The following is an 18,330-nucleotide window of genomic DNA, read 5'->3' as shown; positions in this document are numbered from 1 at the left end:
CGGCGTGTGACGTGTCCGGTTTGTTCACGTGGTGGACACTTCTGCGCAGGATCGGTCTGCAATTTCTTGCAACATCTTGCTGCAAGTTCAGTGACCGGTGGGTAAGGTGCCGCCGTGAGCAGTAGAGCGAGGCTGGCGGACATCGCGGTCAAGGCCGGCGTCAGCGAGGCGACGGTGTCCCGGGTCCTGAACGGCAAACCGGGTGTCGCGGAGGAGACCAGACAGGCGGTACTGACCGCCCTCGACGTCCTCGGCTTCGAACGCCCGACCCGGCTGCGTCGCCGCTCGGCCGGCCTGATCGGGCTGGTGATGCCGGAACTGATCAACCCGATCTTCCCCGCCTTCGCCCAGGTGATCGAGTCCGCCCTGTCGCAACGCGGCTTCACCCCGGTCCTGTGCACCCAGTCCCCGTCGGGCGCGACCGAGGAGGAGTACGTCGAGATGCTGCTCGAACGCGGCGTCTCCGGCATCATCTTCGTCTCCGGCCTGCACGCCGATACCGGCGCCGACCACGCCCGCTACCAGTCCCTGGTCGACCGCAACCTCCCAGTCGTCTTCGTCAACGGCTGGCTCCCCGGCGTCGAAGCCCCCTTCGTCTCCTCCGACGAGTACGCAGCGATGGAACTGGCCGTCTCCCACTTGGTTGCCCTAGGCCACCGCCGAATCGGCTTCGCCTCCGGCCCCGAACGCTTCATCGTCGTCCAACGCAAACTCGCCGGCTACCGCACCGCCATGAAGGCCCAACTAGGCCTGACGGATGCCGACCTCTCCGACCTCGTCCAACTAAGCATGTTCGGCGTAGAAGGCGGCCAGGCAGCAGCCCAACGCCTCTTGGACGTTGGTGTCAGCGCCATAGTCTGCGGCTCCGACATGATGGCCCTAGGCACAATCCGAGCCGCCCGCCAACGCGGCCTCTCAGTCCCCACCGACATCTCAGTAGTCGGCTACGACGACGCCCCCATGATGGAATTCACCGACCCACCCATGACGACGGTCCGCCAACCCGTCCAGGCAATGGGCCTAGCCGCAGTACAAGCCCTCCTGGAAGAAGTCCGCGGCCACACAACCCCCCACACAGAATTCCTCTTCCGCCCAGAACTGGTAGTCCGCAACACCACCGGTCCCCACCACCAGTAAACGGTCAGCGGGTGGGTGGCCAGATTGTCATGATCGAGCGGGCGGTTGACTCCAGTTCGGCTCGGTTGGCGCCGTCGCGGGAGCGCATGGACAGGCCCAGGACGGTGGTCCAGATGACTGCGGCCAAGGTGTCCGGCTGTAGATCTTGCGGGAGTTCGCCGGCATCGGCTGCCGTGCGCATCTCGCGTTGCAGGCGGGCTTGCACGGACGAGCGCAGCTCGGCGAGGCGCGCTTGCAGGATCGGCTCCCCGGCCGGCGCCGTCATGGTGTTGATCATGCAGCCTTTCGGCAGGCCTGGCGTCGAGTAGAAGCGCGCGATGCCCAGCAGCATCGCTGCGATCGCGTCCCGCCTGGGGCTTGGCGCCGCGAGCGTCTGGTCGAGGAACTCAACGAAGCGGGCGTAGTACAGGTCCAGCACCTCGAGGAAGAGGGCGCGTTTGTCCCCGAATGCCGCGTACAGGCTCGGTGGTCCGATGCCCAGACGGCGGGTCAGATCGGTGATCGAGGTCGACTCGAAACCCTGTTCCCAGAACGCCTGAAGCGCTCCGTCGAGCGCGACAGTGCGATCGAAGCCACGGGGTCGCCCTAGTGCTGTCATGAACCCATTCTATAACAGCGACTACAGATCTCTGCTAGCGTACTTCTGTAGTCACGGATACAGAATGGAGTATCGCAATGAAGCAGGCGTACATCGAGACCAACGGGGTGACGCTGAACGTGGTCGAGGAAGGCGATGGTCCGGCAGTGCTGTTCGTGCACGGCTTCCCCGACGGCTGGCGGGGCTGGCGAGGGCAGATGGCGGCCGTCGCGGCCGCGGGGTACCGCGCGATCTCGCTCGACATGCGCGGCTACGGCGACAGCTCCAAGCCCGAAGACTCCGCGCTCTACACGGTCTTCTACTCCGTCGGAGACCTCGTGGGCGTCCTCGCGGAACTCGGGATCGACCGCGCCACCCTCGTCGGCCACGACTTCGGGGCGACGGTGAGCTGGAGCGCGGCGATGATGCGGCCGGATCTCTTCGACGCGGTCTTCTGCCTCAGCGTCCCGCCGATGCTGCCGGGTGGGCCGAGCCTGCTCGAGCGGCTGAAGTCCGCGGGCAAGGAGGACGACTTCTACATGTTCCGGCAGATGCGGCCGGAGGCCGACCAGGAGTGGGCCGATGCCGCCACGACCCTGCCCGGCATGCTCTATTGGACGTCGGGGCTGCCCGACGCTTCCGAGGCTTGGGACCCGATGGACCCGAGCAAGAGCCTCAACCGGCCATCGCCGATCGGCATCCCGCCCTTCGCCAACCGGGCGGACGTCGAGGCGGCGATCGCAGGCTTCGAACGTGACGGCTTCCATGGCCCGCTCAACATCTACCGCGCCATGCAACCGTACTTCGACGAGGCGGGCGCCTTCGCCGGGGCGAAGATCCGGCAGCCTGCGTTCTACGGGTTCGGCACGGCGGACGGCATGGCTCGGATGCGAGCGCTGAAGGAGGGAGATCTCGCCGCGATCGTGCCGAACCTCAAGGGTTTCCTGCCGATCGATGGCGTGGGCCACTGGCCACAGCTCGAGGCGCCGGAGATCGTGAACGAGGCGCTGGTCGACTTCCTCGGCAGCAGGAAAGGCTGAGGAAGGACTCCGGCTCGGAGCCGTCCCCTGCCGGGCGGGTCCGAGCCGGAGGCTAAGGGTTAGTTCACTTGGAGGTGTGGAAGGCGGCTGTCTTGCCTAGGGACGTGAGGCCGTTGGCCCAGAGGGAGTTGACCGTTGAGCGTTCGGTGGAGTCCGGGTAGGGGTTGGTGCAGGAGGGGCCGGGGCCGCCGCCGGACATCAACTCGCTGCAGGGGCCGGAGTAGTGGTCGGGGAGGCCTAGGACGTGGCCGGTTTCGTGGGCGGTGATTCGGAGCGGGTCGTACTGCTGGGCCTGGGCGTAGTCCAGGAAGATGTAGCCGCTGCCGTGGCCGTCGGTTGAGGCGTATGAGCCTTGCGGGTCGTTGCCTTCGGTGTAGTAGAAGTCGTAGTTGCTGCCTTCGACCAAGGTGACGTTGCTGACCGAGGAGTTCCAGATCGATGTGCTGGAAGCGATCTGGGAGGCGAAGGTCGGGGCGTCGACCGCGTAGGTGACGGTGACGGCCGCGAGCTTGTTGCCGGCCTTGGCCTGCTTGGCCCGTGCGGACTTCATCACCGCGTCGTAGAACGCCTTGGTGGCGGCCTCGTCCTGGGGTGATCCGATGTACGTCGAGACGTGGCTTGCCTGGGCGGCCGGCTCTGGGGCTGGTGCAGCAGCGGCGTACGCAGGGATGGCGAGGGCGGCTGCGGCCAGCCCGGCCAGGGAGGTCAGGATACGGCGATGCGACATGGGAGGGCCTCACTCCGTGATCTGTGGCGGAAAGCGACCGGCGGATTACTGATCGCTACAGATCGGGAGCTTGCCAAGCATCCAGGAATTCCACACCGGATCGGCGGAAAGGAAGGGGTTAACCCTCGTTCGCCGAGGCCGGCGGTATGACAGTCATAACTCGCCGGGTATGCCGACGTTCAGAATCCGGGCGCCCGGTCCACGCTCGGCCAGCCGGTCGGCCTTGTTGTAGAGGTTGCAGCGCTGGAGGCTCAGGCAGCCACAGCCGATGCACCCGTCCAGATCGTCACGCAGCCGCTCGAGCTCGGCGATCCGGTCGTCCAGCCGGCTGCGCCAGGACTTCGACAACTTGCTCCAGTCGGCGCGGGTCGGAGTACGGTCGTCAGGCAACGAATCCAGTGCGGACTTGATCTCGGCCAAGGCGAGGCCGACCCGTTGCGCGGCCTGGATGAAGGCGATCCGCCGCAACGTACTGCGCAAGTACTGTCGCTGGTTCCCAGCGGTACGCCGGGAGGCGATCAGCCCCTGGTCCTCGTAGAACCGCAAGGCCGACGCGGCGACACCGGATCGATGGGCGATCTCACCGATCGACAGCCACTGGTCCTTGCTGGGAATGGTCTCCTCCGCCATACCTTCACAGTAGATCGCCCACACAAGAGCTGAAGGACACTTGAGCCTCAGTCCTGCAACAGTGCCAGGCGATCGACGATCGTCGCGAACAGCCCGTCCGGCCAGGGGAACAACGACGCGGCCGTCCGCAGCTGGGCGAACCCATGCAGCCCGACCCAGAGCGCCGCCGCATCGGCCGCGGGATCCTTACTGGCCGACTGGCCCGCGGCAGCGCAATCGGCAACAGCCTCGACCAGTACGCCGAACGCCCCCATCCCCAGTAAGTCGACCTCCGCCGCCAACTCCGGCACCCGCTCGACCGACTTGGGCGCATCCCACGCGGCCCCGAACAAGGTCCGGTACCGCCCCGGCCAACGCTCGGCGAAGTCCAGGTACGCCGCACAGACCGCCCGCAACTGCTCGACCGCATCGCCCGAGCCGGCCGAAGCCTCCCGCAGCAAACCTTCCAGCTCGGCGAACCCGTGCTGCGCGACCGCCAGCAGGATCGACTCCCGATCCGCAAAATGCGAGTAGATGGACGGCGCCGTGATCCCCGCCTCCCGGGCCACCGCCCGCAACGTCACGCTCTGCTCCGTACCACCGTCCAGCAGCCGCGTGGCCGCCGCGACGATCTCCTCCCGCAATTGAGCGCCCTCGCCCCGCTTGTTCCGTTCGCGCCCCTTGGAAGTTGTCATACGCATCACTTTACATCCGTTTACTCAACCCGTAAGGTTACGCCTGTAAGATTACGCAAGTTAACCCAAGGAGCAGCCATGACCACCGCCCGCACGCCGAAGTCCGTCCTCATCTCCGCCGTCGCCGTCCCCGTCCTGGTGATCGGCCAGTTCGCGATGCTCGCCATCGTCCCCGTCGCACTCGTCCTCGCCGGCACCCTGCGCAGTACCGCCCTGCGATCGCTACGCCCCTGGGCGGCTCTCCTCACCGTCGTCTACGCGATTCCCCTGGCCCTGTGGGCGATCGGACCCGATCGCGAGCCGAGCCTGTCGAAGGACATGGCCCCGGTTTTCGTCCCGCTGATCTCCGTCGCGGCCGTCGCCGTGATCGTTGCCCTGGTCGCGCAACGGCGGCGGTCACCGGCCGTGGTCAAGGGCTGAGCTGATTTCGGGTATGCTTAGAGGCGTCGGTGCGCGAGTCGCGTCACCAGAGCATTTCCCAGGCGCTCCGACCCGTCGGTTTCAGCATCCCGCTGATGGACCACCGGCGACATGGGTGCAATCCGCGATAGCACCCGCAGGTCGATGCCTATCTCCTGCCCAGCACGGTTCAGTCCGGCCAAATGATTTTGGCCGGCGCTCGCGTGCGGGTCCGATCCGGCATCAGTCCGTGACGTTGAGAGAGAGATTGCGTGTCCCAGCACGACCAGGACCAGTTCGTACCCGCCGACGGCGCCAAGAAGCCAAGGCACAAGAAGTTCCAGACCCAGTCGTACGGCGAGCGGATGGCCGCTGAGCTGGACGCACCCACCACCCCCGGCACCGAGCGCAGCTCAGCCCGGGTCGAGAAGGTCGCCCCTGCCCCCGAGCGTCGCGGCGGCCCCTCCCAGTACTCCGACCGCGGCAGCCGCGGCGAGCGTCGTGACGCCCCGGTGAAGGGCTACCGCGCCGCCGAGCGCACCCCGAACCGGAGCACCGACAACCGTTCTTCCTACCCGAAGAGCACCCAGCCGACCTCGTCGTACCCGAAGAGCAGCTACCAGGGCTCCTCCGACAAGCCGGCCTTCCGCAGTGGCGACCGGGACAGCCGCGGCTTCGACCGCGACCGTCCGGCGCGTACCGACGACCGGCCGGCCCGCACGTTCAACCGTGACGACCGTCCGGCGCGCACCGACGAGCGTCCCGCGCGTAGCTTCAACCCCGACGACCGTCCGGCGCGTAGCTTCAACGACGATCGCCCGGCGCGCAGCTACAACGACGACCGTCCCGCGCGGAGCTACAACACCGACGAGCGTCCTGCCCGGACCTTCGACCGGGGCGAGCGGGACAACCGTGGTTTCGACCGCGAGCGTCCGGCCCGCAGCTACGACCGCAAGGACCGGGCGTACGACCGGCCCGAGCGCAAGTTCGACCCGATGGAGGACCTCGGCGAGGTTGCCGAGGGCAATGGCTTCGCGGCCCTCGGGCTCGCGCCGCGGCTGGTGCAGCGGATGGCGAAGGACGGCATCACCCAGCCGTTCCCGATCCAGGAAGCGACCATCCCGGACGCGCTGGCCGGCAAGGATGTGCTCGGTCGCGGTCAGACCGGCTCCGGCAAGACCCTCGGGTTCGGCCTGCCGACGCTGATGCGGCTGGCCGGTGGCCACACCGAGTCGCGCCGTCCGCGCGGCATGGTGCTGGTGCCGACCCGCGAGCTCGCCATGCAGGTCCACGACGCGCTCGAGCCGCTTGCCCACGTGATGGGCGTAACGATCAAGCTGATCGCGGGCGGCCTGCCCTACCCGAAGCAGATCGAGTCGCTGCGTCGCGGCGTCGACCTGCTGATCGCCACCCCCGGCCGGCTGATCGACCTGTGTGAGCAGGGCGCTGCCGACCTGGGCGCGGTCGAGGTGGCCGTCCTCGACGAGGCCGACCACATGTGCGACATGGGCTTCATGCCGGCCGTCACCACGCTGCTGGACATGACCCCGAAGGAAGGCCAGCGGCTGCTGTTCTCGGCGACGCTGGACAACGACGTCGACAAGATCGTGAAGACCTACCTGAAGGACCCGGTCACGCACTCGACCGAGTCCGGCCAGGCCACGGTCTCCACGATGGAGCACCACCTGCTCGTCATCGAGCCGGGCCACAAGCAGTCGCTGACGGCCGAGCTGGCCAGCCGCGACGGCCGTACCATCGTCTTCGTCCGGACCAAGCTGGGCGCCGACCGCGTCGCCACCCAGCTGCGCGACCGTGGCGTGATGGCCGCGGCGCTGCACGGCGGCCTGACCCAGGGTGCGCGCAACCGCACGCTGGACCAGTTCAAGGACGGTTCGGTACCGGTGCTGGTGGCAACCGACGTCGCCGCCCGCGGTATCCACGTCGACGACGTCGGCCTGGTCGTCCAGGCTGACCCGCCGGCCGAGCACAAGGACTACCTGCACCGCGCCGGTCGTACGGCGCGCGCCGGTGGCAAGGGTGCCGTCGTCACCCTGCTCCTGCCGCACCAGCGTCGGGGCATGATGCGGATGGCCGAGTCGGCCGGTGTCCAGGCCGAGCCGGTCCGCGCCCGTCCGGGTGACGGTCTGATGACCGAGCTGACCGGTGGCACCAAGCCGTCGGGCTTCCCGGTCAAGCTCCCCGCTCCGAAGCCGACCCGCGGAAGCGGCGGCGGCTTCAACCGGGGCGGCAAGCGCTTCGGTGGCGGTGGCTACCAGGGCCGCGGCGGCAACGGTGGCGGAAGCCGTCGTCCGGAGCGCTCCGGCAGCGGACGCTCCTTCCAGCGCTGATCCAGAGCAATTAAGAACCCCGGTGACCGAAAGGTCGCCGGGGTTTTTGTTGCCTAGTCGGCCTTTTCCGTTGCCTGCAGCTCCATCGCCAGCCGGGTCAGGATGATTTCCAGCTCATCGGAGTCGAGCGGGACCAGCTCCAGGATGAGCTTCCCCTCCAAACTCTGCGCGGTACTGACGTAGATCGCCGGCGTCCCGTGCTCAAGCTCGGTGGCCAGAGTTGTGGCATCGATTCCCCCGGATACGCTCAAAAGCACGCGGGACAAGGGCAAACCGGTGGAATCAGCCAGTACTTCGGCAGCCAACCCGGGCAGCTCGTTGGCCGCGGCCACGAACGCGAGCACCTTCGCCGCCTGATCGGCCTCCCACTTGGCCCGATCCATCGCGTGCCACTCTTCCAGCGCCGCGAGCACCCCGACGGTCGCTTCCTTCGTCGGCTTCATCGCGCGCCCGATCCCGTTCTCCTGCGCACGGACCGCCCGCACCAGCCGATGCGACCCCACCACCAGACCAGCGGTCGGCGCAGCCAGATACTTCTGCGCGCTGATCAGCACCGCGTCCGCCCCCGTCGCCAGCAGATCCGCGGTCCGGGGGAACTGCGCCGCTCCATCGATGATCGCGGGCACGCGCCGACGATGCGCAGCTCGTACGGCGGCAGTCAGATCGATCGGCTCACCAGTGACGAGTCGAGACGACACGAGTAACAGGCAGGCGACATCTTCTCCGGCCAGCTCATCGTCCAGATCGTCAATGCTGCAACGGTTTTCGTCTCCTGCGATCGTGACGCTGGCGCCGGCCAAGCGAACGGCCTGCGAGATCGATTGGCCGTAGCTGACCACGTGCCCGGCCGGCAGTACGACGCGGTTGTGCATGTCGCTCGTATCGGGCAGCGCGGCGATCCGCTCGGGATCCGTCCCGGCCATCGCGGCCGCGACGCACAGGGTGATCGCGGCCGACGTGCAGTGCGTGACAGCTCCGGCCTGGGCGCCGGTCGCGTGGGCGAGAGCCTCGCTGGCCCGCTCGGCGAGCTCGTCCATCACGAAGAACTCGGGAAGTGCCTCCGCGACGGCAGCGGCCACGCCGGCCGAGCTGCGGGAGACCCCGAGCGGTGTGAATGTTCCCTTGGCGTTGATGACCTCGGTCAACCGATGCCGCTCATGTGTGCCCATGGTGCGAATCACCATAGTGGCTGTCAGCATCGATCTGCCATGGGTTCGTCACTAAAAGTTGCCACCTGACTTCAGGCCACCTGCAGGTTATGGTCAGGCGATGGGGGAGAGCCGGTGGGGGAACACAGTTCTGGTCTGTGCCGCACTCGGTCTCGTCGCGGCCGCCGGGGTGACGGCGGTGCGGATGTCCGGCGACGGCGACGACCGGCCGAGCCGGGTGCTCGCGACGATCAGTACGCCGCTGGCGCCGGCCGCGCCTTCCGGCGTACCGGAGACTGCTGAGCCGACCGGGCCGACCGCCTCGCCGCCGCCGAACCAGGACAACGTCATCGTCCTGCAGAACAGGGTGTACAAGATCGGCCGGATCCCGGCGTCGAAGTGCAAGGAGCCGACGGTCAGGGCGACCTCGCTGGCCAAGATCAAGCAGTACTACACGCAGTTCCTCGGCTGCCTCAACAAGGCGTGGGCGCCGGCGATCCGCGAGGCGGGCTACCAGTTCTGGGCACCCAAACTCGTTGTGTACACGGGCCGCTCGGCCAACACCTTCTGCGATCTGACCAGCACCGCTGTCTACTGCGACGGCACGATCTACATGAGCGCCGACTACGACCTGAAGAACCAGACGACGTACGACCCGCTCTGGACCCGGACGACGATGGCGTTCCTGATCGCGCATGAGTACGGGCATCACGTGCAGGCGATGACCGGCATCCTGCAGGCGTCACACAACCGCGAGGTGATCCTCAGTAGCGCCTCGATGCAGCTGCTCGAGAGTCGTCGGCGCGAACTGCAGGCGTCCTGCCTGAGCGGCGTGTACCTGGGTGCCGACAAGCAGTTCTTCCCGGCTCGCGGTTCCTGGCTGCTGAAGTGGAAGTGGACCGTCCGCAACCGCGGCGACGAGTGGAACCCGAAGCGCACCCACGGCAACAAGACCAACCACAGCCGCTGGTCCCGGGCCGGCTTCGACGCCGCCGACCCCGCAGCCTGCAACACCTTCACGGCCAAGCCGGCCGCCGTCTCCTAGACGGCCAGCGCCAGTAGCTGATCGGCGAAAGCCTCAAGGCTCTGTACTGCGGACGCCGTGTCCCGGTCCGCGAGCCAGCCGAGCGTCACGCCGTCGGTGATGGCCAGCGTCATCCGGGCGAGCTGATCCGTGGCGACCTTCCACTCGCAGCCCGTCGCCGCCGAGATGTCGGCCAGGATCGCCTCGATCCCGGCCAGTTGGCTCGCGCGCTGCTCCTTCGCCAGCGGTTCAGTCTCCGCGTTGCGCAACGCCCAGGTGGTCAGCTCGTAGGTCAGCAGCTGCGCCTGCGGTGTCGCCTCGACCAGTTGCCAGAAGCCGAGAAACGCGTTCCGCACGCTCGTGGCCACGTCGCCGCCCGGCACGATCGCCGCGCGCGCGGCCACCACCTGGGCTTCGGCGATCACCCGGATCACCTCGTGCAGCAACTCCTCCTTCGACCGGAAGCAGTAGTGCACGATGCCGACCGAGATGCCGAGCTCCTGGGCGATCCGGCGCGTCGTCGTGGCGGCCAGGCCCTCTCGCGTCGCGACCTGGATCGCCGCCTGGACAAGGTCGGCTCGCCGCTCGTCAGCTGGTACCCGGGGCATCGGACTCCTCTCGATCGCTCTCACAGTACGTGGAGTAGGTCAAGTGTCCAAGACCCTTGACCTGATGCTACTAGTGAGTCATCGTCAGTTTTTGACGACCACCCCAGGGAGGACCAGTGACGCGCCCCCGCCCCACTCCGCTCGCTCGTGTTGCTCGTATGACGACCGCTGCGCTCGCTGTCAGCGCGGTTCTCGCCGCAGGCCTGTCCGGTACCAGTCAGGCGAAACCAGCCGCCGCGGCCGCCGCCGCTCCCGTCGACTACTGCGCCGGTCAGTGCGCCGACATCGTCCCGCCGGGGCAGAACGGCAACGCGACCTTCACGGACCTCCTTCTTTTCAAGGGTTTCGGGACCAGGCCGCCGCATTTCAGTGACACCGTGAAGCCGTACGAGCGACTGGTCTGGAACTCCCAGGGCATCACCGACGACGGCCTCGACCCGTACTACGACGACTCCTCCTTCGGCGTGGCGCCTGGTGACGTCGCGTCGACCTTCAAACCGCGGGCCGACGTGACGATCGTGCGCGACAAGTCCCGCGGCATCCCGCACATCACCGGCACCACCCGCGAGGGCACCATGTTCGGTGCCGGGTACGCCGGTGCGCAGGACCGGCTCTTCGTGATGGACGTGTTCCGGCATCTCGGTCGCGGCCAGCTGACCCCGTTCGCGGGCGGCGCGGCGGCGAACCGGGCGTTCGAGCAGGAGTTCTGGCGGACCGCGCCGTACAACGAGGCCGATCTGCAGAAGCAGTTCGACGACGCCGACGACCTGTACGGCGCCGACGGACTCAAGATGCAGAAGGACATCCAGGCCTGGGTCGACGGCGTCAACTACTACATCAACACGGTCGGGATCGCCTACCCGGGCGAGTACGTCGCGCTCGGACTGCCGACGCCGCAGCCGTGGAAGGTGACCGACGTGGTCGCCACGGCTGCCGTCGTGGCCGGCATCTTCGGCACCGGTGGTGGCGGCGAGATGGCTTCGGCGCTGGCGTTGCTGGAGGCGCAAGCGAAGTACGGCGTTGCCCAGGGCACCAGAGTCTGGGAGTCCTTCCGGTCCCAGAACGACCCCGAGGCAAACACGACCGTGCACAACGGAACCACCTTCCCCTATGGGGTTGTCGGTGCGAACCCTGCCGGGCGCGCGATGCCGGACCGCGGGTCGGTGACGCCGGAGCCGGAGGTCGTGGATCAGACCGGCTCGGCGGCGTCCAAGTCCTTGCAGCCGAAGAGCAGCGTCAAGCCGCCCAACAAAGCGCAGGGCAAGCAGGCGTTGAAGGGCATCTTCGATGGTGGCGTGTTCCCCGAGGGCTTCGGTCCGAAGGGCATGTCGAACGCGCTGATGGTCTCCGGCCAGTACACCCAGAGCGGCAACCCGGTCGCCGTCTACGGCCCGCAGACCTCGTACTTCGCCCCGCAACTCCTGATGCGCCAGGAACTCCAGGGCCCCGGCATCAGCTCGCGTGGCGTCGCCTTCGCCGGCATCAACTTCTACACGCTGATCGGCCGCGGCGCCGACTACTCGTGGAGCGCCACGTCGGCCGGTCAGGACATCACTGACACGTACGCCGTACCGCTGTGCGAGCTCGATGGTTCGACACCGAGCAAGACCTCAACGGCCTACATGTTCCGGGGTCAGTGCACGCCGATCGAGAAACTGGAGCGGCACAACGCGTGGTACTCGAGTCTGGGCTCGTCGGAGCCGGCCGGGTCGTACACGCTGGTCGCCCAGCGGACGAAGTACGGGATCGTGACGCATCGGGGGACCGTGGCGGGCAAGCCCGTCCTGTTCACCAGCAACCGGTCGACGTACGGAAACGAGGCGGGGTCGGCGCTCGGGTTCATGTTGCTCAACGACCCGGACCAGATCCACTCGTCGGCGGACTTCAAGAAGGCGGCCGCGAACATCGGCTACACCTTCAACTGGTTCTACGCCGACAAGACCGACATCGCGTACTTCAACTCCGGCGACAACCCGGTCCGCGCGGCCGGTGCCGACCCGAACCTGCCGACCTGGAGTTCGTACGAGTGGCAGGGCTGGAACCCGGACACCAACCGGGCGACGTACACGCCGGCGGCGCAGCATCCGCAGGTGGTCAACCAGGACTACCTGACGAGCTGGAACAACAAGCAGGCGCCCGGCTTCTCGGCCGCCGACGGGAACTTCGGCTACAACTCCGTGTACCGGAGTCAGCCGCTCGATGACCGGATCAAGGCCGTGATCGGGTCCGGGCAGAAGTTCACCCGGGGCAAGCTGGTCGAGGCGATGGAGGACGCGGCGACGGTCGACCTGCGTGGCGACCAGGTGCTGCCGTATCTGCTCAGGGTGCTGAAGAGCGCTCCGATCACGGATCCGGCGGTGGCCGATGCGGTGGCGAAGCTGGAGGCGTGGAAGGCGGCCGGGGCGCATCGCAAGACGCCTGGTGAAGCGTCGAAGGTCTATGACCACGCCGATGCGATCCGGATCCTCGACGCTTGGTGGCCGATCCTGGTGCCGGCCGAGTTTCAGGGGCTTGGGCCTGATCTGTACAACGCGTTGGTGCACACCCAGAGGATCGACGAGCGGCCGAGTGCGCAGGGTTCCGCCTTCCAGAACGGATGGTGGGGTTTCGTTCAGCGGGATCTGCGCAAGGTGCTCGGCGATCAGGTGAAGACGGCTCAGCCGGTGACGTTCTGTGGTGGCGGTTCGCTGGCTGCCTGCCGGTCGGTGCTGACGGATTCCTTGCTGGCAGCAACGAAGGTGCCGGCGGGTACGACGTACCCGGCTACTGGGGACTGCGCCGCAGGGGATCAGTTCTGTGCGGATCAGATCGTGCATCAGCCGATGGGCGGCATCACGCAGGACCGGATGGCTTGGGTCAACCGGCCGACGTACCAGCAGGTGATCGAGTTCCCGGCGCGGCGTGGGGATGACGTCAGCAACCAGGCGGTCGGGAAGACGGCTACCGCTAGCAGCTATGAGCGCGGGATCTACTACTCGCCGCCGGGCAACGCTGTGGATGGCAATGCATCCACAAGATGGGCTAGTGACTGGTCGGATCCGCAGTGGTTGAAGGTCGATCTCGGGGCTGACCAGCAGGTTGGCCGGGTGGTGCTCCAGTGGGAGGCCGCGTACGGGTCGGCTTACAAGATTGAGGTTTCGCGGGACAACGTGAACTGGCAGCAGGTGTATGCGACCACCACCGGCAACGGTGGAGAGGACGTCGCAAGGTTCAGTCCGGTGACGGCGCGGTATGTGCGGATGACCGGGACTCGCCGGGCGACCTCGTACGGCTACTCGCTTTATGAGCTGCAGGTTTTCAGGCAATGATGACCGCATGAATCAATACATTCCCCCGCCGCATGTGGCTCCGCAGGGTTCGCCTTATCCCGTGCTCGTCTCGACCATGAACGATCTGCCCGGGTACCGGGCGGACGTGGTGTTCGGCGAGGTGTTCGGGTTGACCGTGCGGAGCCGCGACTTCGGGTCGAACTTCACCGCCAGCTTCCGCTCGCTGGGTGGCGGTGAGGTTCCGGAGTACACCCAGATGCTGGCCGAGTCGCGGCACGTCGCGGTGATGCGGATGTGCCAGATGGCGCACCAGATGGGCGCCAACGCGATCCTGGCGATGCGGTTCGACTGCAACGAGATCGCCCAGACGATGAGCGAGGTGGCGGCCTACGGGACGGCCGTCATCGTCCGGCCGGTGGACTACGACAGGGATGGCGCCAATGACAGCTGAACCGCTTGCCTTCGGCCCCGATTTCTTGTGGGGCGTGTCGACTTCGGCGTACCAGATCGAGGGTGCGGTGGCCGAGGGCGGTCGGGGGCGCTCGACCTGGGACACCTTCTGCGCCGAGCCGGGGCGGATCAAGGACGGTGATACCGGGGAGGTGGCGTGCGACCACTACCACCGGTACGCCGAGGACGTCGGGCTGATGAAGGAGCTCGGGGTCGACGTCTACCGGTTCTCGTTCTCCTGGCCGCGGGTGCAGCCGACCGGCAAGGGGCTGGCCAACGGGCACGGGCTGGACTTCTACGACCGGCTGATCGACTCGTTGCTCGAGGCCGGCATCAAGCCTGCTCCGACCTTGTTTCATTGGGATACGCCGCAGGAGCTGGAGGATGCGGGTGGCTGGCTGAACCGGGACATCACCTACCGGTTCGCCGACTACGCGAAGATCCTGGCGGAGCGGTTCTCGGACCGGGTGCCGCTGTGGATGACGATCAACGAGCCGATGGTGCTGACGCTGATCGGGTACGCCGTGGGCGGGCATGCGCCGGGTAAGCAGCTCGGGTTCGAGGCGTTGCCGGTGGCGCATCATCAGCTGCTGGCGCATGGGCGCGCAGTACAGGCTCTGCGGGCGGGTGGCGCGTCGAACATCGGGATCGCGTCGAACCATTCGCCGACCTATCCGGCCAGCTCTAGTGCTGAGGACGTCGAGGCGGCCGGGCTGTACGACAACCTGATCAATTGGATGTTCGTCGACCCGATCCTGCTGGGGGAGTACCCGAACGGTATCGGCGACGGGATGCCCGGGCCGGTGGCCGAGGACCTGAAGATCATCTCGACCCCGATCGACTGGTTCGGCCTCAACCACTACGCGCCGGCGCGGGTCGGCGCACCGACCGGCAACCCGGACACCGCCGCGACCGACGGCATCCCGATCCCCGAGGGCCTTCCGTTCGAGCCGCGCGCCATCGAAGGCGTCGAGAAGACAGACTTCGGCTGGCCCATCGTCCCGGACGCCTTCGGCGAGATCCTCCGCACTCTTCAGGCTCGCTACGGCGACCGCCTACCACCCATCTACATCACCGAAAACGGCTGCGCCATCAACGACGGCCCGGTCGACGGAGTAGTCGACGACCAACGCCGGATCGCCTACCTGGACAGCTACCTACGCTCCCTGAAATCAGCGATCGACGACGGCGTAGACGTCCGCGGCTACTTCCAATGGTCCCTCCTCGACAACTTCGAATGGTCCGTCGGCTACTCCCAACGCTTCGGCCTAATCCACGTCGACTACAAAACCCTGGAACGCACCCCCAAAGCCTCGTACCACTGGTACCAGAACCTGATCGCCCAGAACCGCGCATGACCCACCAACCCCCAACCGCCAACGAGCCCGGTCCACCAGCAACCAACGAGGCGCCGCCGCCAGCAACCGGGCGAGGCGGAGCCGCGAGCCATCGCCGGCGTGGGGCAGCCAGCGACGGGTGCGGCGGCGCCGCGAGCCGTCGGCGGGGTGGGCAGCCGGTGACCGGCGAGGCGGAGCCACGAGCAACGGGCGAGGCGGAGCGACGAGCCATCGGCGGGGTGGGACGGCCAGCAGTGGGCGGGGCGGAGCCGCGGGCTGTCGGCAGGGTGGGCAGCCGGTGACCGGCGAGGCGGAGCCGATGGCTTCGGGGGCGCTGGCTCCCGCCCCCACCGCCGCCTTTGCTGAACCAGTGGCTCGGGTTCGGGGGTGGTGGACGGCTGCGGTTGTGCTTGCGAATGTCGGGGTGTTCGCGGCGTTTCTCGGGCCGATTCAGGTATTGCTGGCTAAGCAGGCGGATGTGGTTGCTGGGAGCAACAAGGAGTTCGTGTTCGGGTTGGTGACCGGGGTGGGGGCGGCCGTGTCGGTGGTTGCCAATCCGTTGGCGGGGGCGTTTTCGGACCGGACCGGGTCGAGGTTTGGGCGGCGGGTTCCGTGGGTGTTGGGTGGGGCGCTGGGTGGCGCCGCGGGGTTGCTGATTCTGGCCGGCGCCGGTGCGGTTGCGGTGATGCTGGTCGGGTGGTGCCTGGTACAGGCGTCTTGTAATGCGTTGCTGGCGGCGATCACCGCTGCCGTGCCGGATCGGGTGCCCAAGGTCCAGCGGGGTGTGGTCGGTGGGTGGGTCGCATTAGCGCAAACGGTGGGCGCGTTGGTCGGAGTGGCGCTGGCGACGATCGTCGGAGGGATCGGCGTCGGGTACGTCGCCTGTGCTGTCTTCCTGCTGCTCTCGGTGATTCCGTACGTGGTGAGGAGCGGCGACCAGCGGTTGCCGGCGAAGGAGCGGCTCGTCTGGCGGGAGTTCGCCAAGAGCTTTTGGCTCAGCCCACGGAAGTACCCGGACTTCGGTTGGGCCTGGCTGACCCGCTTCCTGCTCAACCTCGGCAACGGCCTCGGCACGCTCTACCTCCTGTACTACCTCCAGGACGCCGTCCACTACAGCGACCCCGACACCGGCGTACTCATCCTCACCGCCGTCTACAGCCTCTGCGTCGTCCTCGCCGCCGTCTGGTTCGGCAGCTGGTCGGACCGGATCGGCCGCCGGAAGATCTTCGTCACCTGGTCCGGCATCGTGATGGCGGCCGGCGGCATGGTGCTGGCGATCTGGCCGACCTGGGCCGCCGCGATCATCGGCGCCATCATCATCGGGATCGGTTTCGGCGTCTACCTGTCCGTCGACTTCGCCCTGCTCACCGAAGTACTGCCGAACGCCCGCGACCGCGCCAAGGACCTCGGCGTCATCAACATCGCCAACTCGCTGCCCCAGGTGGTCGCCCCCGCCATCGCGGCGCCGATCGTCAAGGTACTCGGTGGCTACCCGGTCCTCTACACGCTCGCCTCCGTCGTGACGCTGGCGGGCGCAGTACTGGTGAGGAAGGTCAAGGCCGTCGCCTAGTCTGGCGACCATGCCGCTGTATTCGTTCGAGGGCGTCAGCCCGACCGTGCACCCGGAAGCCTGGATCGCGCCGACCGCCACCCTGGTCGGCAACGTGATCGTCGAGAAGGACGCGTCGATCTGGTACGGCGTGGTGATCCGCGCCGACCTCGGCCAGATCATCATCCGCGAGGGCGCCAACATCCAGGACAACTCGGTGCTGCACAACAACACCGGGATCTGCGAGATCGGCAAGAACGTGACGATCGGCCACCAGTGCCTCGTCCACGACTGCACGATCGGCGAGCAGGCCCTGATCGGCAACGGAGCCATCGTTCTGGACGGTGCCGTCGTCGGCGCCCGCACGCTGATCGCGGCCGGCGCGACCGTCACCCCGGGCATGGTCATCCCCGGTGAGTCCGTCGCGCTCGGCAGTCCGGCGAAGAAGATCATTCCGCTCGAGGGCACCGCCAAGCTCTTCGTCGACCACAATGCGACGATCTACCACGATCTCGCCAAACGGCACGCGGCGTCGGTCGAGCAGGTCGGCTAGCTCTGGTAGACCTCGGTGATCAGGGCGACCGCGTCCTGCGTCGCCGGGTGCGGATCGTGCCGCGGCCAGATCACCCGTACTGCGACGGGCGGCGCGTCCTTCAGCGGCCGGAAGACGACCCCTGCCCGCCCGTACTGCGTAGCGGTGCTCTCCGGCGTGATGCCGACGACGCCGCCGGCCGCGATCCGCGCGAGCCAGTCGTCGACATCGGCGGTGTCCTCCAGCTCCGGTCGGTCGCCGAGTGGCCAGAGGTCGGCTGTCGTAGTACCGGTCCTGCGGTCGGACATCACCGTGCGGGTGCGGACCTCGTCGAGCTTGATCGAGCGGCGGCGGGCCCACGGATCGTCGGCGGCCATCACGATGAAGCGGCGCTCCAGCCCGACCTCGGTGACGGCGAAGTGCTTCTCGTCGGGCGGGGTCCGGACGACGGCGAGGTCGCAGACGCCTTCGGCCAGGCCGCCGCTCGGGGTGTTGGTGCGGACCAGCAGGAGGTCGACATCGGGGTGGAGCTCGGCCCAACGGCGCTGGAAGGTCGCGGTATGCCGGCCGAGTGCCGACCAGGCATGGCCGACCCGAAGCCGGGCGTGGCCCGAGGTCGCCTCGCGGACGAGCTCGTCCATCTCCGCCAGCAGGCGGCGAGCGCGGGGTACGAGCTGGGCGCCGGTCGGGGTGAGCGCGATCGTCCGGCTGGTCCGATGCAGCAGCCGCACCTTCAGGCTCTGCTCGAGCGCGGCCAGCGTCCGCGAGACGGCGGCCTGCGAGACGCCGAGATCCAGCGCCGCGTCGGTGAAGCTTCCCGCGTCGACGATCGCGACCAGCACCCGCAACTGCCGCAGCTCCACATCCATACGCTGATCGTA

General features: G+C 67.6%; 17 protein-coding genes. 10 read left to right on the top strand and 7 right to left on the bottom strand.

Annotation, left to right across the window (positions count from 1 at the left end; translation table 11 throughout):
- The first annotated feature begins 114 nt into the window (after positions 1 to 114).
- Positions 115 to 1,137 carry a LacI family DNA-binding transcriptional regulator gene (locus AB0M15_RS06670; protein ID WP_363814695.1) on the top strand — a complete coding sequence of 341 codons (1,023 nt, stop codon included), beginning with the start codon at positions 115 to 117 and terminating at the stop codon, positions 1,135 to 1,137.
- Between the two features lie 4 nt (positions 1,138 to 1,141).
- On the opposite strand, the gene AB0M15_RS06665 is transcribed toward AB0M15_RS06670, so the two are convergent.
- Entirely contained in the window at positions 1,142 to 1,735 is a 594-nt protein-coding gene (locus AB0M15_RS06665) for a TetR/AcrR family transcriptional regulator (protein WP_363814693.1), read from the bottom strand.
- A 77-nt stretch (positions 1,736 to 1,812) separates the two neighbouring features.
- Here AB0M15_RS06665 and AB0M15_RS06660 point away from each other — a divergent pair, with 77 nt between their 5' ends.
- Positions 1,813 to 2,754: an alpha/beta hydrolase gene (locus tag AB0M15_RS06660; protein WP_363814691.1), complete on the top strand. Its 942-nt coding sequence runs from the start codon at positions 1,813 to 1,815 to the stop codon at positions 2,752 to 2,754.
- Positions 2,755 to 2,818: 64 nt separating this feature from the next.
- Here AB0M15_RS06660 and snpA read toward each other — a convergent pair whose 3' ends face one another.
- From snpA to AB0M15_RS06645, 3 genes are all read right to left on the bottom strand, one after another.
- Positions 2,819 to 3,481, bottom strand: a complete 663-nt coding sequence (gene snpA, locus AB0M15_RS06655; RefSeq protein WP_363814689.1) for a snapalysin — start codon at positions 3,479 to 3,481, stop codon at positions 2,819 to 2,821.
- Positions 3,482 to 3,634: 153 nt separating this feature from the next.
- Positions 3,635 to 4,111, bottom strand: coding sequence for a redox-sensitive transcriptional activator SoxR (gene soxR / locus AB0M15_RS06650; protein WP_363814687.1), 477 nt, complete (start codon positions 4,109 to 4,111; stop codon positions 3,635 to 3,637).
- Positions 4,112 to 4,158: 47 nt separating this feature from the next.
- Positions 4,159 to 4,785 carry a TetR/AcrR family transcriptional regulator gene (locus AB0M15_RS06645; protein WP_363814685.1) on the bottom strand — a complete coding sequence of 209 codons (627 nt, stop codon included), beginning with the start codon at positions 4,783 to 4,785 and terminating at the stop codon, positions 4,159 to 4,161.
- 78 nt (positions 4,786 to 4,863) lie between these two features.
- On the opposite strand from AB0M15_RS06645, the gene AB0M15_RS06640 reads away from it, so the two are divergent.
- Together AB0M15_RS06640 and AB0M15_RS06635 are read left to right on the top strand one after the other, a co-directional pair.
- Positions 4,864 to 5,205, top strand: coding sequence for a hypothetical protein (locus AB0M15_RS06640; RefSeq protein WP_363814683.1), 342 nt, complete (start codon positions 4,864 to 4,866; stop codon positions 5,203 to 5,205).
- A gap of 251 nt (positions 5,206 to 5,456) precedes the next feature.
- Positions 5,457 to 7,532, top strand: coding sequence for a DEAD/DEAH box helicase (locus tag AB0M15_RS06635; RefSeq protein WP_363814681.1), 2,076 nt, complete (start codon positions 5,457 to 5,459; stop codon positions 7,530 to 7,532).
- 53 nt (positions 7,533 to 7,585) lie between these two features.
- Here AB0M15_RS06635 and AB0M15_RS06630 read toward each other — a convergent pair whose 3' ends face one another.
- A complete protein-coding gene (locus AB0M15_RS06630; protein ID WP_363814679.1) occupies positions 7,586 to 8,701 on the bottom strand; it encodes an aminotransferase class V-fold PLP-dependent enzyme in 1,116 nt (371 codons plus the stop codon).
- Between the two features lie 100 nt (positions 8,702 to 8,801).
- On the opposite strand from AB0M15_RS06630, the gene AB0M15_RS06625 reads away from it, so the two are divergent.
- Entirely contained in the window at positions 8,802 to 9,725 is a 924-nt protein-coding gene (locus AB0M15_RS06625) for a neutral zinc metallopeptidase (protein ID WP_363814677.1), read from the top strand.
- Here AB0M15_RS06625 and AB0M15_RS06620 read toward each other — a convergent pair.
- On the bottom strand, positions 9,722 to 10,312 hold the full coding sequence (locus tag AB0M15_RS06620) for a TetR family transcriptional regulator (RefSeq protein WP_363814675.1): 591 nt from the start codon (positions 10,310 to 10,312) through the stop codon (positions 9,722 to 9,724). The two genes, AB0M15_RS06625 and AB0M15_RS06620, sit on opposite strands and share 4 nt — an antisense overlap.
- Before the next feature lie 158 nt (positions 10,313 to 10,470).
- Here AB0M15_RS06620 and AB0M15_RS06615 point away from each other — a divergent pair, with 158 nt between their 5' ends.
- The 5 genes from AB0M15_RS06615 to AB0M15_RS06595 all read left to right on the top strand — a co-directional run bounded on the left by AB0M15_RS06615 (position 10,471) and on the right by AB0M15_RS06595 (position 17,470).
- A complete protein-coding gene (locus tag AB0M15_RS06615) occupies positions 10,471 to 13,620 on the top strand; it encodes a penicillin acylase family protein (RefSeq protein WP_363814673.1) in 3,150 nt (1,049 codons plus the stop codon).
- Positions 13,621 to 13,627: 7 nt separating this feature from the next.
- Positions 13,628 to 14,032, top strand: coding sequence for a heavy metal-binding domain-containing protein (locus AB0M15_RS06610; protein WP_363814671.1), 405 nt, complete (start codon positions 13,628 to 13,630; stop codon positions 14,030 to 14,032).
- Positions 14,022 to 15,389: a GH1 family beta-glucosidase gene (locus AB0M15_RS06605; RefSeq protein ID WP_363814669.1), complete on the top strand. Its 1,368-nt coding sequence runs from the start codon at positions 14,022 to 14,024 to the stop codon at positions 15,387 to 15,389. The genes AB0M15_RS06610 and AB0M15_RS06605 overlap by 11 nt, the downstream gene beginning before the upstream one ends.
- Positions 15,390 to 15,666: 277 nt before the next feature.
- Positions 15,667 to 16,938 (top strand): MFS transporter, encoded by a 1,272-nt coding sequence (locus tag AB0M15_RS06600; RefSeq protein ID WP_363814667.1) that lies wholly within the window; start codon positions 15,667 to 15,669, stop codon positions 16,936 to 16,938.
- Positions 16,939 to 16,948: 10 nt separating this feature from the next.
- A complete protein-coding gene (locus AB0M15_RS06595; RefSeq protein ID WP_363814665.1) occupies positions 16,949 to 17,470 on the top strand; it encodes a gamma carbonic anhydrase family protein in 522 nt (173 codons plus the stop codon).
- Here AB0M15_RS06595 and AB0M15_RS06590 read toward each other — a convergent pair.
- Entirely contained in the window at positions 17,467 to 18,318 is an 852-nt protein-coding gene (locus tag AB0M15_RS06590) for a LysR family transcriptional regulator (protein WP_363814663.1), read from the bottom strand. The two genes, AB0M15_RS06595 and AB0M15_RS06590, sit on opposite strands and share 4 nt — an antisense overlap.
- Between the last annotated feature and the right edge of the window lie 12 nt (positions 18,319 to 18,330).

This window comes from Kribbella sp. NPDC051718 (genome assembly GCF_040681515.1).
In the GTDB taxonomy this organism is placed as follows: Bacteria; Actinomycetota; Actinomycetes; order Propionibacteriales; family Kribbellaceae; genus Kribbella.
This window is presented reverse-complemented; position numbering and strand designations above follow the sequence as displayed.

Excerpts from the sequence above, each read along its gene's own strand:
- AB0M15_RS06620 (WP_363814675.1), bottom strand. The coding sequence starts at position 10,312 with ATGCCCCGGGTACCAGCTGACGAGCGGCGAGCCGACCTTGTCCAGGCG.
- AB0M15_RS06610 (WP_363814671.1), top strand. The coding sequence starts at position 13,628 with ATGAATCAATACATTCCCCCGCCGCATGTGGCTCCGCAGGGTTCGCCT.
- AB0M15_RS06615 (WP_363814673.1), top strand. The coding sequence starts at position 10,471 with ATGACGACCGCTGCGCTCGCTGTCAGCGCGGTTCTCGCCGCAGGCCTG.
- AB0M15_RS06590 (WP_363814663.1), bottom strand. The coding sequence starts at position 18,318 with ATGGATGTGGAGCTGCGGCAGTTGCGGGTGCTGGTCGCGATCGTCGAC.
- AB0M15_RS06625 (WP_363814677.1), top strand. The coding sequence starts at position 8,802 with ATGGGGGAGAGCCGGTGGGGGAACACAGTTCTGGTCTGTGCCGCACTC.
- AB0M15_RS06605 (WP_363814669.1), top strand. The coding sequence starts at position 14,022 with ATGACAGCTGAACCGCTTGCCTTCGGCCCCGATTTCTTGTGGGGCGTG.
- AB0M15_RS06660 (WP_363814691.1), top strand. The coding sequence starts at position 1,813 with ATGAAGCAGGCGTACATCGAGACCAACGGGGTGACGCTGAACGTGGTC.
- AB0M15_RS06645 (WP_363814685.1), bottom strand. The coding sequence starts at position 4,785 with ATGACAACTTCCAAGGGGCGCGAACGGAACAAGCGGGGCGAGGGCGCT.
- AB0M15_RS06595 (WP_363814665.1), top strand. The coding sequence starts at position 16,949 with ATGCCGCTGTATTCGTTCGAGGGCGTCAGCCCGACCGTGCACCCGGAA.
- AB0M15_RS06665 (WP_363814693.1), bottom strand. The coding sequence starts at position 1,735 with ATGACAGCACTAGGGCGACCCCGTGGCTTCGATCGCACTGTCGCGCTC.
- AB0M15_RS06640 (WP_363814683.1), top strand. The coding sequence starts at position 4,864 with ATGACCACCGCCCGCACGCCGAAGTCCGTCCTCATCTCCGCCGTCGCC.
- soxR (WP_363814687.1), bottom strand. The coding sequence starts at position 4,111 with ATGGCGGAGGAGACCATTCCCAGCAAGGACCAGTGGCTGTCGATCGGT.
- snpA (WP_363814689.1), bottom strand. The coding sequence starts at position 3,481 with ATGTCGCATCGCCGTATCCTGACCTCCCTGGCCGGGCTGGCCGCAGCC.
- AB0M15_RS06630 (WP_363814679.1), bottom strand. The coding sequence starts at position 8,701 with ATGGGCACACATGAGCGGCATCGGTTGACCGAGGTCATCAACGCCAAG.